The 13,506-nt window shown below is 66.3% G+C and carries 11 protein-coding genes; 1 reads left to right on the forward strand and 10 read right to left on the reverse strand.

Annotated elements, in window-relative coordinates; translation table 11 throughout:
• Positions 1-29: 29 nt before the first annotated feature.
• On the reverse strand, positions 30-899 hold the full coding sequence (locus ABEA06_RS11765; protein WP_312395098.1) for a glycosyltransferase: 870 nt from the start codon (positions 897-899) through the stop codon (positions 30-32).
• Positions 877-1,803 (reverse strand): glycosyltransferase, encoded by a 927-nt coding sequence (locus tag ABEA06_RS11770; RefSeq protein WP_312395100.1) that lies wholly within the window; start codon positions 1,801-1,803, stop codon positions 877-879. The genes ABEA06_RS11765 and ABEA06_RS11770 overlap by 23 nt, the downstream gene beginning before the upstream one ends.
• A 155-nt stretch (positions 1,804-1,958) precedes the next feature.
• Between ABEA06_RS11770 and ABEA06_RS11775 the strand changes: the two genes are divergently transcribed.
• Positions 1,959-2,927 carry an NAD-dependent epimerase/dehydratase family protein gene (locus ABEA06_RS11775; RefSeq protein WP_303381581.1) on the forward strand — a complete coding sequence of 323 codons (969 nt, stop codon included), beginning with the start codon at positions 1,959-1,961 and terminating at the stop codon, positions 2,925-2,927.
• 81 nt (positions 2,928-3,008) lie between these two features.
• On the opposite strand, the gene ABEA06_RS11780 is transcribed toward ABEA06_RS11775, so the two are convergent.
• The 8 genes from ABEA06_RS11780 to lysA all read right to left on the reverse strand — a co-directional run bounded on the left by ABEA06_RS11780 (position 3,009) and on the right by lysA (position 13,505).
• Positions 3,009-4,061: an L-threonylcarbamoyladenylate synthase gene (locus tag ABEA06_RS11780; protein ID WP_312395102.1), complete on the reverse strand. Its 1,053-nt coding sequence runs from the start codon at positions 4,059-4,061 to the stop codon at positions 3,009-3,011.
• Positions 4,062-4,071: 10 nt separating this feature from the next.
• A complete protein-coding gene (prmC, locus tag ABEA06_RS11785; RefSeq protein WP_345311601.1) occupies positions 4,072-4,971 on the reverse strand; it encodes a peptide chain release factor N(5)-glutamine methyltransferase in 900 nt (299 codons plus the stop codon).
• A 6-nt stretch (positions 4,972-4,977) separates the two neighbouring features.
• The gene (gene prfA, locus ABEA06_RS11790; protein WP_190780119.1) at positions 4,978-6,072 is read right to left on the reverse strand and encodes a peptide chain release factor 1; all 1,095 of its coding nucleotides are present in this window, start codon (positions 6,070-6,072) and stop codon (positions 4,978-4,980) included.
• Between the two features lie 48 nt (positions 6,073-6,120).
• Positions 6,121-8,247 carry a transcription termination factor Rho gene (gene rho / locus ABEA06_RS11795; protein WP_345311602.1) on the reverse strand — a complete coding sequence of 709 codons (2,127 nt, stop codon included), beginning with the start codon at positions 8,245-8,247 and terminating at the stop codon, positions 6,121-6,123.
• A 298-nt stretch (positions 8,248-8,545) separates the two neighbouring features.
• Positions 8,546-9,523, reverse strand: coding sequence for a homoserine kinase (thrB, locus tag ABEA06_RS11800; protein WP_345311603.1), 978 nt, complete (start codon positions 9,521-9,523; stop codon positions 8,546-8,548).
• A gap of 8 nt (positions 9,524-9,531) precedes the next feature.
• Positions 9,532-10,641, reverse strand: coding sequence for a threonine synthase (thrC, locus tag ABEA06_RS11805; RefSeq protein WP_345311604.1), 1,110 nt, complete (start codon positions 10,639-10,641; stop codon positions 9,532-9,534).
• 83 nt (positions 10,642-10,724) lie between these two features.
• On the reverse strand, positions 10,725-12,041 hold the full coding sequence (locus ABEA06_RS11810) for a homoserine dehydrogenase (protein WP_303381587.1): 1,317 nt from the start codon (positions 12,039-12,041) through the stop codon (positions 10,725-10,727).
• A gap of 24 nt (positions 12,042-12,065) precedes the next feature.
• The gene (gene lysA, locus ABEA06_RS11815; RefSeq protein ID WP_303381588.1) at positions 12,066-13,505 is read right to left on the reverse strand and encodes a diaminopimelate decarboxylase; all 1,440 of its coding nucleotides are present in this window, start codon (positions 13,503-13,505) and stop codon (positions 12,066-12,068) included.
• Between the last annotated feature and the right edge of the window lies 1 nt (position 13,506).

Here is a 13,506-nt window from a genome sequence, read left to right on the forward strand (position 1 = left end):
GCGTGTTGATGTCCTTTCGAGCACGCGAATCAGTTACTGCGGTGGCCCACCATGAACCGGTAGGCCGTTTCCCGCACCCTGAGCGGTACAAATCTGTAGCCGCCCCGCACGATCACGTTCGTGGCCCATTGTATGAACCCGATGTACCCTAAACGGCGCAATTTCCATTGCAACGCCAATTCCGCCCGAAACACGCGGGGTCCCCCGCGCCTCTCGTACGAACCGGCGGAGACTCGGTAGCCGACCAGCGGTTCGGGAATGTTGCGCACGTCCGCCCCGGCGCGGAGCATGCGGGCCCACAGCCAGTAGTCCTCGGCCATGGGTACGTGCTGGTACCCACCCACCGCCTCCACGGCGCTGCGGCGGAAAACCACGGACGGGTGGGAGATCGGGTTCCGACGTTTACCCACCCGCGCGATCTCCGCATACCCCACGGGTGCCCGGCGCAGCGCCACCGGATCCGATTCGTCGTCGCCGATTTCATGCATGGAGGCGCCCACCAGATCCGCGCCGTCCTCGATGAGTGGCAGTTGCCGTTCGAACCGGTCCGGATAGGAAATATCGTCCGCGTCCGCGCGGGCCACGATGTCGTGATCACACCACAGCAGGCCCGTGTTCAGGGCATCGGTCAGGCCCGCGTTACGTTCCAGATCCACGCGCACCACGGGCACGGACGACGCCGCGCTGATCCGGTCGAGTTCATCGGTGATTTCCTGGGGCACCGGCCCATCGCGGACAATCACGACCTGGGCGGGAGGCCGTGTTTGCTCCGCCGTGTTCGACTCGACGGCCCGGCGCACCCGGGACGCGGAGTCCCCCCGGTACACGGGCATCAACAGCGAGAAGTCGGCGGGGAGTTCTGCGGCACCCATGGGCTCAGCGAGGGCCACCGAAACCACGTCCCCGCATTCCATTGACGTATCGGGTGGCCCATGTGCGCAGCCCCTTGAGGTCTCCGCGCTGCAGGTAGTACGCCGGATAGCCGATCGCGTCAGCAGCCAGTTGCACCACGCGTTTGTAGTGCCACGAGACGTAGCCGCGGTTACGGAAGAAGTGCTGCTGCTTGAACTGCCCCGGGGGAATCAGCACCTGGAGTTTGCCGGGAATCACCACGTGCTCCTCGTCCCACCCCGGGGGGTGGGCCACGGCGGTGGTGGTCACGGTGCCGAAGGGCAACCCGGACTTGCGCAGCCGCACCAGAAAGTCCACTTCGTCACCGCGCAGGAAGAGTTTGAGATCCGGCAGCCCCACGGTGAAGAACACCGATTCGGCCATGAGCGCACCATTGAAAAAGGCCGCGTACGAGGGAATGAACCCTAAAGGTTCAACGTCATCTCGAGAATGCGTGATGACTCCTTCGAGGCGGAACGGAAAGGACAACGAGCCGTGGTCCTGAGGTGCCACAATCAGGGGTGAGACCACCGCCAGGTCGCGTTCCGCGGCGGCGCGGCGCAAGGTCCGAAGGCAGTGCTCATCCTCCGGATGGGCGTCGTCATCCATGAGCCACACCTGGTCCGCGCCGGCGGACAGAGCTGTGAGGATGGCCAGGGAGAAACCACCCGCGCCGCCCAGATTGGCCTCCGAGCGCATGTATCGGAGTTCGAATGTCCCGTCGATCAGATCGAGGAGATGAGTGCGGTCCAGGGCAGTCCTGCCCGCGTCCACCAGGCACAGGCTGTGGATCGGATCCGACTGGCGCCTGAGCCCCGCAATCAACTCCGCAACGTCGCGGGGGCGGTCTTGCGTTACGCATGCAACGCTGACGCGCCGGCTCCGCGCCGGGTCGGAACTGGCTCGAGTCATGGTTGCTCCCGCGGAAAGTTCTGTGTGGGACCTACAAACTCGGGCCCCGCTGGACTCACGGATTCTATCAACGCGCAGCTGACAATCCCCCAGACACGGTGAGCGCGGGATTGCTGTCGTACGATGAGGAAACCAATGTCGGGAGGAGATTCACCGTGACAGCTAGTAGCTGGCGAGTACTCGGAGCCACAGGTTTTGTGGGGTCGGCCATCACCACTGCCCTGCAGACCAAGAACATTGCCGTGACCCCCGTGTCCACGCCCCGGTTGGCCTCCCCGGCCACCACCGTGCACCACGTGATCGAGCACGCTCATCGGTTGGAGTCGGTGATCGATTACCTGGCGGATTCGTTTGCCGGCGCGGACATCGTGGTCAATGCCGCGGGGTTGGCGGCCCCCGATCAAACCCATCAGCAGTCCTTGACCGGTGCGAATGCGCTGCTACCCGTCCTGGTGGCCCTGGCCGCGCACCGCACGGGTGTCCGCCGGGTCATTCACATCAGCTCGGCATCGGTGCAGGCGAACGCCCCCGTGCTGGACGAATCCATCCGCACCGCACCCTTCTCCGCCTACTCATTGTCCAAGGCTCTGGGCGAGTCCGCGCTGTACCGGTTGCGGTCGCAGTGGGAATCGGAATCAAACGCCCCGCAGCTCACGGTGCTGCGCGCCACCTCGGTCATGGGCAGTGGGCGACGCACCACGCGTTTGCTCGCCAAGTTCGCGTCCTCGGTCTTTTCCTCGGTGGCCGGGGACGGCACGGCCCCCACACCGGTCACCTCCGTCAAGGCACTCGCGCAGTTCGCGGTGGCCGTGGGTGAGTATCCCGAGCCCCTGCCCGCCGTGATCCTCCAGCCCTGGGAGGGTGCCACGAACGGTTCCGTCCTGCGCGATGCCGGGAGGCGCCATCCGCTGCAATTGCCGCCGTTACTGTGCCGCGCCGTGATCGACGCCGGTAACTGGGTGTCGGGGTTGGCCAATAATCGCTTCAACGGGGCCATCCGACGCCTTGAGGTCACGTGGTTCGGTCAACGTCAGGTACCGGGTTGGGCGCACGAGAACGGTGTGATACCCGAGCCCAACGTGCAAGAAGTTCTGCGTCAGGCGCATTTGTCCCTGGGTAAATAGCGCCTGGTCCGCACGGGGCGGGGGCCGCAACCGTCCTGGTTGCGGCCCCCGCCCCGTCTCACCCCGTTTGGCTGCCCGACATCAACCGCCGTTGACGAGCCGGCTGGCTTCGTCCATGCTCAATGCCGCGGTGCCACCCCAGCCCGGCTGGGATGCGTTCGGGCGGTGCCGATTCTGGTCCACGCGCGCGCCGGGCCCCGCAGCCGCATGCTGCACGAGTGCCCTGGCCACCTCGGCCTCGGAAGCCCCCGGCTCGACCAGCGGCTCGGCCGTTGAGCGGCGTGTCGACCGGCCGCCGACGTCGTTGTGTGGCCGCGAGCGGTCGACGGTGCGTTCCGCCGGGGCCTCCTCCGGCTCCGCGGGTGACGAGCCCGCGTCGGTCGCCCCCGCGGGACGTGTCGCTCCCGCGCTCTGCTCGTCCTCGTGTGCGTTGTGGTCGCCGGTCTGGTTGGTCGGTGCGAAGTCCCCGGCGTCCACGCCGGGTACGACGGCTCGCAGTTCGGCGAGTCCGATGGCGCCCAGGCGCAGCACAACGGGCACCTCACCGGTGCAGTCGACAATGGTCGAGGGAAGCCCGCTGGGATTGTCCGCCTCGTGCTCGGCCGTGGGCCGGGCGCCGTCGTCGAGGTAGAGCGCCACACGGTCCCGGAGCATCTCTTGGGCATCCTGGGCCGTGAGTGCCGCCGACATCCCGGTGAGGTTCGCCGAAGACACCGCCATGGGCCCCACGCGTTCGAGCAACTGGCGAGCCACGCGGTCGTCGGGCACCCGCAGCGCCACCGTGCCGTGCGTTTCGCCCAGATCCCACCCCAGGGTCGGCTGGGCCCAGCACACGAGGGTGAGCGCGCCGGGCCAGAAGGTTTCGGCGAGGGTCCGGGCGGCGCCGGAAATCTGGTCGGCGAGACCGGCCATGACACCGGGGTTCGCTATCAGTACGGGTGGTGGCATCTGACGGGTGCGGCCCTTGGCGCCCAGGAGGGTTTGGACACCGATGGGGGAAAACGCGTCACACCCAATGCCGTACACGGTGTCCGTGGGCATGACGATGCATTCACCGTCCGCCAAGACACGCGCCGCGTGATCGATCGCGGCGCTCATGCCGTCCTGGTCTGCGCACTTGTACGTTGCACTCACGAGCAGCTCCTTAGCTCAATGTCCGGTGCGGATCTGTGGGGTCATCGGCGGCCACCGCGGGGCGGCGCGCTCCCGTGGCGCGGGGCTTGCCCGCGAGATCACGATGCAAATGGATCTCCATGAAACCGCGGGCCGCAAGTTCACGCTCCATGGCCTGCACCTGGGACTCCGCGTGTTCCATGAACACTGCGCCTCCGGGCCGGAGCAGCCGAACGGCTGTGTCCATGGCCGCGCACGGCAATGCCATCCCGTGGCCCGCTCCCCCGTACAGAGCGGTGGGGGGATCGAAGTCCCGGACTTCCGGTGCGGCGGGGATCTCCTCGGGAGGGACGTAGGGCGGGTTGGTCACCACCACGCAGAACGTCCCGGCATTCTCAGGAGAGTAGTCACGGAAGTCGGCTTGCGTGAGGGTGACCTTGGAACCGCGGAGGTTCTGCTGCGCCCAGGCGAATGCTTGGTCCTCCTTCTCGACCGCGGACACGCGCGTGGTGGGATCCTCGGTGGCTATGGCCAGCGCGATGGCGCCGGTGCCCGTTCCCAGATCCACGATGCGCGGGTGGGGCACACCGGCCTCGCGCCACAACCGGGCCTCGTCCAGACTCAGCTGGACCAGTAATTCGGTTTCCGGGCGGGGAACGAAAACTCCCGGCCCCACCGACAGTTCGAGCTGCCGGAACGGGGCCTTGCCCGTCAAATGCTGCAGGGGAATGCGCGTGGCCCGCCGGGCCACCAGGTCACGGTAACCGGCAGGTTCGGCGGCCCCCAGAATGGCTTTGGCCTCGACCTCTCCCCTGCTCAGCCCCATGAGGTGTGCTGCCAGTAGCACGGCGTCCGTGTCGGGCGAGGCAACGCCCGCCTCCGCAAGCTCACCGCGCGCCCAGCGCAGTGCCTGAGCCAGGGTAGCTCCCACCGGAGGTCAGTCTCGCTTTCCGGCCGGGTCTTGACCGAGCTGTTCCAGCCGGGTCTTCTCGTCGAGCTCGATCGCGGAGTTCACGACCGGTTCGAGGGCGCCGTCCAGAACCTGGTCCAGGTTGTAGGACTTGTACCCCGTGCGGTGATCCGCAATCCGGTTCTCGGGGTAGTTGTAGGTGCGGATGCGTTCGGAACGGTCCACGGTGCGCACCTGGGACTTCCGCACGGCCGCATTATCGGCATCGATCTGCTCTTGCTGATGCGCGAGGATACGTGCCCGCAGCACGCGCATTGCCGCTTCGCGGTTCTGCAGTTGAGACTTCTCGTTCTGCATGGCCACCACGATGCCCGTGGGAAGGTGAGTGATGCGCACAGCGGAGTCCGTGGTGTTCACGGACTGGCCACCGGGACCGGAGGACCGGTAGACATCGATCTTCAGGTCGTTCTGGCTGATCTCGATCTCGTCCGGCTCGTCGACCTCCGGGAACACCAACACGCCGGCGGCGGAGGTGTGCACGCGGCCCTGGGATTCCGTGGCGGGCACGCGCTGCACGCGATGCACGCCGCCTTCATATTTCAGCCGCGCCCAGGCCCCGTGTGCGGGATCGTTGGAGCTGGATTTCACCGCGAGCTGGACATCCTTGTAACCGCCCAACTCGGTGGGCGTGGAGGAGAGCACCTCGGTCTTGAACTTGAGTGACTCCGCGTAGCGCATGTACATGCGCAGCAGATCCCCGGCGAACAATGCGGACTCGTCCCCGCCTTCGCCGGCCTTGATCTCCAGGATCACGTTGCGCCCGTCATCCGGGTCTCTGGGGATCAGTTTGCGGCGCAGCGCTTCCTGCGCGGATTCCAATGCGGCCTCGAGCGGTTCGATTTCCGCCGCGAGTTCGGGATCCATGCTGCCGAGCTCGCGGGTCGCCTCCAGATCCTCGGAAAGTTGTTCCACCCGTCGATGGGCTTCCACAATGCCGTTGAGTTCGGAGTACCGCCGGCCCAGCTTGCGGGCCTTACCCGCGTCTGCGTGCACGGCGGGATCCGCCAGTTCGCGCTGCAGCTGAGCGTGCTCATCCAGCAGCGGTTGAACGGGATCGGACATTGAAGGGTCTCCTATCGACGGGTGGAACGGGACAGCGAGGGCTTCTCGCTAGTCCTTTCCGTTGGCCAGCGTGGTCTTCTGGACCTGCAGCAGGAACTCCGTGTTGGACTGCGTGTCACGCAACTTGTTGGTGAGCAGTTCCAGGGCCTGCTGCTGTTCCAGACCGGACAGCACACGGCGCAGCTTCCACATGATCTTGATCTCGTCCGCGGACAGCAAGTTCTCCTCGCGGCGGGTGCCGGAAGAGTTGACGTCCACGGCCGGGAAGATCCGGCGGTCCGCGAGCTGGCGGGACAGGCGCAGTTCCATGTTGCCGGTGCCCTTGAACTCTTCGAAGATGACCTCGTCCATCTTGGAGCCGGTCTCCACGAGAGCGGTGGCCAGGATGGTGAGTGAGCCACCGTTCTCAATATTGCGTGCGGCACCGAAGAACTTCTTGGGCGGGTACAGCGCGGCCGAGTCCACACCACCGGACAGGATGCGTCCGGACGCGGGTGCGGACAGGTTGTAGGCACGGCCCAGGCGGGTCATGGAATCCAGCAGGACCACCACGTCCATACCCATTTCCACCAGACGCTTGGCACGCTCGATGGCCAGTTCGGCCACGGTCGTGTGATCGTCCGCGGGACGGTCGAAGGTCGAGGCAATGACCTCACCCTTGACCGTGCGCTGCATGTCCGTGACCTCTTCGGGGCGCTCGTCCACAAGCACCATCATGAGGTGGACCTCCGGGTTGTTGGTGGTGATCGCGTTGGCAATCGCCTGCAACATGAGGGTCTTACCGGCCTTGGGCGGGGACACGATCAGGCCTCGCTGGCCCTTACCGATCGGAGCCACGAGGTCGACCACTCGGGGGCCGATCTTCTTGGCCTCGGTCTCCAGTCGCAGGCGTTCCTGCGGGTACAGCGGAACCAGCTTGGAGAACTCCACGCGGTCCTTGTTCTCTTCCGGCTTACGTCCGTTGACCGAGGTCAACTGCACGAGCGCCGAGAACTTCTGACGCGAGCTGTTGTGCTGTTCGCCGTCGCGGGGTGCGCGGATGGCACCCACAATGGCGTCGCCCTTGCGCAGGTTGTTCTTCTTGACCTGGGACAAGCTCACGTACACGTCCGACGGGCCCGGGAGGTATCCCGAAGTGCGCACGAACGCGTAGTTGTCCAGCACGTCCAAGATGCCCGCGACGGGCAGCAGGACGTCGTCCTCGGTGATCTCGATGTCGTCCACGTCAGGGCCGTTGCTGCGGCTACGGCGGTTACGACGTTCGTTGCGATCATTGCGGTCATTGCGGTCGTTGCGATTGCGGTTGCGGCGGTTACGGCGCGAGTTGCCGTCACGATCGTTGCCGTCGTTGGTGCGCTCATTGCGGTTGCGGTTGCCGCGCTCGTTACGGTCGTTGCCGTCCTGGCGGTTCTGACCGTCCTGCGAGGACTCCTTGCGGGGGGAATCCTGCTTGTCCTCGCGGGAGCCGTTGTCCTGGTCGGTGGACCCGGACTTCTCGTTGCGTGAAGCGTTGCCGTCCTTGCGCTCAGCACGATCGTTGCGGTTGGCGCGCGAACGCTGGTTGCGGTTGCCGCGGTTGGCGGACTCCTTGGAATCCTCGCCCTGCTCGTTCTGAGCGTTATCGGTTTGCTCGCCCTGGTTCTCCTGGCCGGAGTCCTTGGACTGCTGATCCTGCTTGTCCTGCTGTTCCGCATCCTGGTTGCGGGACCGGTCCCCGCGTCCGGAGTCGGAGGCACGGCGAGAACGGCGGGAGCCGGACTGGCGTTCGTGCTGGCTGGGACGGCTCTCCCCCTGGGACTCGTTCTTCTGGTCCTCGCCCTGGTTCGCGGAACCCGAGGCGGCGTCGGCGGGCTTCTCGCCCTGGTCCGAGGCTGCGCTGTCCTGGGATGCGTCCTTGGACGGTGCGGAATCCGACGACGACGCGCGGCGCGTGGACGCCTTGCGTGCGGTTTCCGAGATCTTCTCCTCCACGGCCTTGTCGCGTTCGGCAACGGCACCGCCGCGCTGGTGGGCCTCAATGGCCTCAACGAGCAGTGATTTGCGCATGCGACGCGCGCCGGTGATGCCGAGCTGCGAGGCGAGCGCCTGCAGCTGAGCAAGTTTCAGCCCGGACAAACCAGTGTTCTGGGGCTTGGAATTTTCCGTTCCCTGTTCGGGGGCGGTGGTTTCTGTCACGAAGGTTCCTTCTGACTCGATGGGGGCCGTGGCGATGACATCGCGCACTGACCCGACGTTATTTTGTGGGCCACCAACTGCGGGCCACGTTGAATGCGCGCAGAGTGCGCGCCAGAAAATCAGCAATGAGGTCCTCTGATCCCTGTGATCCACCGGCCGCGGTCACATCACAGGGGTGACCTGGTCATCATGAAAAGGGATCGCACTGAGGTGACGCATTGAAACAACTGTGACGCTCGGTCACGATTGTCGATTCGAATGCGGGACTCCGCTTGAACCGCGTGGGCGAACCCAGGGCCTATTGCGTGGATACGCCCACTTTAGCACCCTCGGCCGGTACGCGTAGCGACATAACACGCCACGACACGTCCTCGCTGTTGTGGGTGTGCGCCGCGGAGTCCGGATCCGCGGTGATGCGCTCGATCGCGGCAACCGCCCGCTCGGCGGCGTCGGCGCCGTTGGCCAGGGTGAGGACCGTGGGCCCGGCGCCGGAGATCACCGCGGCGAATCCGAGGTCGCGCAACTGTGTCATGAGCTCGAAACTCGGTCCCATGGCCTGGGCCCGGAATGGCTGGTGCAGCAAATCGAACGTGGCCGGGAGCAGGTACTCGGGGCGGTTGCTCATGGCCTCGACCAGCAACGCCGCGCGCCCGGCGGTCACCGCGGCGGTGCGGTGGGCCACCGTATCGGGCAGTAGGCCGCGGGCGAGAGAGGTGGCCACCTCGAAGTCCGGGATGGCGACGACCGGGATGATGTCGCGGTGCACGCGCACGGGGACACTGACGTATGTTCCGTCCTGTTCGAAAGAGACGGTGAGACCCCCGTACAGAGTGGGTGCCACGTTGTCCGGGTGCCCTTCCAAGTGCGAGCACACCTGCAGTACGGCGTTCGGATCCAACCGCAGGTCCTTGGCGAGCAATGCGTTGGCGGCCAGTACGCCGGCCACCACGGCGGACGCCGATGAGCCCATGCCGCGCCCGTGCGGGATCCGGTTGTGGGCCTCCAACCGCAGGCCCGGCAGGGAGCCGGCGCCGGCGGCGTCGAAAACCGCTTGCATCGCGCGGACCACCAAATGATCTGCGGTGTGGGGAACGTGTTCCGATCCCTCGCCCGAGAGCTCGAATTCGAGACCGGAATCGATGCGGGTGACCGTGAGCTCGTCGTAGTAACCCAGAGCCAACCCGAGGGTGTCGAAACCGGGCCCCACGTTGCCCGTGGATCCGGGGACCCGCACCGAAACACTCGTGCCCGGCGCGGCTACGGCCTGTTCGTTCACGACGTCGGTCACTCCAACCCCAGCGCTGCGGCCACGGGGACCACGTCGAAGGGCACGCGCTTGGGTTCCACGGCGCCGGCATCCTCGGCCTCGGCACCCTTGATGGCCCATTGCGGGTCTTTCAGTCCGTGGCCGGTCACGGTGATCACAATGGTCTTGCCGCTGGGCACTTCGCCCGCGCGCTGCTTCTTGAGCACACCGGCGACCCCCGAGGCAGAGCCGGGCTCCACGAACACGCCCTCGCGTGAGGACAGCCACCGGTGGGCTTCGATGATTTGCTCGTCGGTCACGGAGTCGATCAGGCCACCGGATTCATCACGCGCGGCAATGGCGGTGTCCCAGGAGGCGGGGTTGCCGATCCGGATGGCGGTGGCAATCGTCTCGGGCTCGGTGACCGGGTGGCCCAGCACGAGCGGCGCGGCACCGGCGGCCTGGAAACCCCACATGGTGGGCGTGTGCGTGGACACGGGCGCCAACGTCTGGCCGGTGGTCGCCGGGGTCTCGGCGGCGTACTCCTTGTACCCCTTCCAGTACGCCGTGATGTTGCCCGCGTTACCCACCGGCAGAACGTGGATGTCCGGGGCGTCCCCCAGGGTGTCCACCACCTCGAACGCCGCCGTTTTCTGGCCCTCGATGCGATAGGGATTGACCGAGTTCACCAGGAACACGGGGTAGGACTCGGAGAGTTTGCGAGCCACTTCCAGGCAGTTGTCGAAGTTGCCGTCGATCTGGATGATGTCGGCTCCGTGCGCCACGGCCTGGGACATCTTGCCCAGGGAGATCTTGCCATCGGGAACGAGCACGGCGCAGCGCATGCCCGCTTGCTTGGCGTAGGCAGCGGCGGCGGCGGACGTGTTACCGGTCGAGGCGCACACCACAGCCTCCGCGCCCTCTTCCTTGGCCTTGGTGATGGCCATGGTCATGCCGCGGTCCTTGAAGGAACCGGTGGGGTTCATGCCCTCGAACTTGAGCCACACCGAGCTGCCGGTCAGTTCGGACAGGGCACGAGCCTGAATCAGCGGAGTGCCACCCTCACCCATGGTGATGACCTCGGTGGTCTCGGTGACCGGCAAGCGGTCCTTGTACTCGTTGATGACGCCCTGCCAGACGTGTGCCATACCGGTTCTCCTCGACGCTGTGTGACGGTGGGTGTGGTTTACCCACCCATGGGTGTTCTTGACCGCCCCGCGGGGCGGTGGGCTTATTCGCCGGTCTCCACGGGGATCACCGACAGCACCCCGGCCACCACGGGCAATTCGCGCAATGCGGCCACGGTGTCCATGAGATCACGGTGGCGCCCGGTGTGGGTGACCAGGTGCAGCACCGAAATGGCCTGGTCGTTGGGGTCTTCGGTCTGATGCATGGTGGAGATCGACACCCCGTGGTCCGCGAAGACCTGGGCGATCTGTGCCAGCACACCCAGGCGGTCCTTGACGGTCACGGTGATGGCCATGCGGGTGCTCACGTTGTCCATGGACACGGCGGGCAGCTTGGCGTGGTCGCTCAGCGGGATACCCTCGGCCCCGCGGGCGATCGCGCGTGCGGCCGAGACGAGGTCGCCCAGAACCGCCGACGCCGTGGGCTCGCCTCCTGCGCCCTGCCCGTAGAACATGAGCGAGCCGGCATTCTCGGCTTCGACGAACACGGCGTTGTACGCACCGCGCACTCCCCCGAGCACATGGCTGCGGGGAATCATCACGGGGTTCACCCGCAGGTTCACGCCCTCCTCGGTGCGTTCGCCCACGGACAGCAGCTTGATCACGTAGCCGGCCTCGGCGGCGGTGGCGACGTCCTCCGCGGTCACCGAGGTGATGCCCTGGCAATGGACATCATCCAGGGTGAAGGTCGAATGGAAGGCGAGGGAGGCGAGCACGGCGGCCTTGGCGGCGGCGTCGTGACCCTCCACATCGGCGGTGGGGTCGGCCTCGGCGTAGCCCAACTCCTGGGCCTCGGCCAGGGCGTCGTCGAACGCGGCACCCGTGGTGTCCATCTGGTCCAGGATGAAGTTGGTGGTGCCGTTCATGATGCCCAGGAAACGGGTGACGTGGTCCCCGGCGAGCGAATCACGCATGGGGCGAACGATAGGGATGGCCCCGGCCACGGCGGCCTCGTAGGACAGCTGCGAGCCCGACGCCGCCGCGGCGTCGTGGAGCTCACGGCCGTGGGCCGCTATCAGCGCCTTGTTGCCGGTCACCACGGTGGTGCCGGCGTTGAGCGCGCGCAGAATCCGGGTGCGCGCGGGCTCGATGCCGCCGGTCAACTCCACCACGATGTCCGCCGCGTCGATCACGGAGTCCGCATCCGTGGTGAGCAGCTCGCTCGGGATCTCCACGTCGCGCTTGGCGCTCACGTCGCGTACGGCCACGCCCACGAGGTCGAGAATCACACCCGTGCGCATGGCCAGCTCGTCCTTTTCGGCGAGAAGAACGCGGGCCACCTGGGAACCCACGGTTCCGGCTCCCAGCAGGGCAACCTTCAAGTGGGGGCTCGCTTGGTGAGTTGTCGCTGAAGTAGTCATGGCTCCTGTTATTCCTTGGGGGGCTTATTCGGCGCTCGCACCGGTGTCCCGGGCCAGCAAGTCGTTGACGGTTTCGGCTCGGATCAGCTCCTTGACCTGTCCCTGGGCGTCCACACTGATCATTCCGGGTCGGGTGAGCCAGTTGTAGTTGCTGGACAGCGCCCAGCAGTACGCGCCGGTCACGGGCACTACCAGCAGGTCACCGGCCGTGACGTCCGAGGGGAGGTAGACGTCACGCACCACGATGTCGCCGGATTCGCAGTGTTTACCGACCACGCGGCTGAGCACGGGATCCGCATCGGAGACGCGATTGGCGAGCACCGCCGTGTAATCGGCGTCGTAGAGCACGGGGCGGGCGTTGTCGCTCATGCCGCCGTCCACGGACACGTATCGCCGTTGCACACCGGGGCTGACGGTCACGGTCTTCACGGTGCCCACGGTGTAGACGGTGCAACCTGAAGGACCCGCAATGAAACGTCCGGGTTCGAAGGACAGGTGCGGGAGGGGCAACTCGGAGTTCTTCAGCAGGCCGGCCAGGTGCTCGGCGAGATCCTCGGCAATGGACCGTGCGGTGCGCGGTTCGTCCGCGCTCGTGTAGGCCACGCCGTGACCGCCGCCCAGGTCCAGCTCGGGCAGCACCGTGGACCAGCGCTCGGCCACGGTCTGGCGCAAGGCCAGCACGCGTTCGGCGGCTTGGCCGAAACCCTCGGCCGCGAAGATCTGGGAACCGATGTGGCAATGCAGACCGCGCAGGTCCAGGTGTTCGCGCAGGGCCACGCACTGGGCGATGGCCTGCAACGCGGGCGAATCCTGGCCCTCGACCGAGGGGTTCAGCGACAGCCCAAACTTCTGGTCTTCGTGGGCGGTGGCAATGAATTCGTGGGTGGAGGCATGCACACCGGGCGTCACGCGCAACATGATGGGCGCGCGCACCGCCAGCTTCTGGGCAAGATCGGCGACCAGTTGGATTTCCGGCAGGGAATCCACCACGATGCGCCCCACGCCGGTGTCCAGCGCGCGGGTGATCTCCGCGGCCGATTTGTTGTTGCCGTGCAATGCGATCTTGGCGGGGTCCACTCCGGCGCGCAGGGCCACCTCGAGTTCCCCACCGGATGCGGTGTCCACGTTGAGGCCCTCGTCCTGCGCCCACCGCGCCACGTGGGTGTTCAAAAGTGCCTTGGAGGCGTAGTAGACCTCGACATCAAGACCCATGGGTGTGAACGCGTTCTCGAAGGCCTCCCGGAAACCACGGGCCCGCGAACGGAAGGTGTCCTCGGAGACCACGTAGCTGGGTGAACCGTACTTCTGGGCAAGTTCGGCCACGGACACGCCGTCCACGGTGATGCAGCCTTGATCGTCCCGGGCGTACTGGCCGGTGAAGACCTTGGGATCCAGGGCAGCATTGTCCTCGGGCAGGGTCAACCAACCCGGGGCCAAGGGGTGCGCAGTGTCTGTTGAACTCACG

The sequence above is a fragment of the Kocuria gwangalliensis genome, assembly GCF_039544365.1.
Lineage (GTDB): Bacteria > Actinomycetota > Actinomycetes > Actinomycetales > Micrococcaceae > Kocuria > Kocuria gwangalliensis.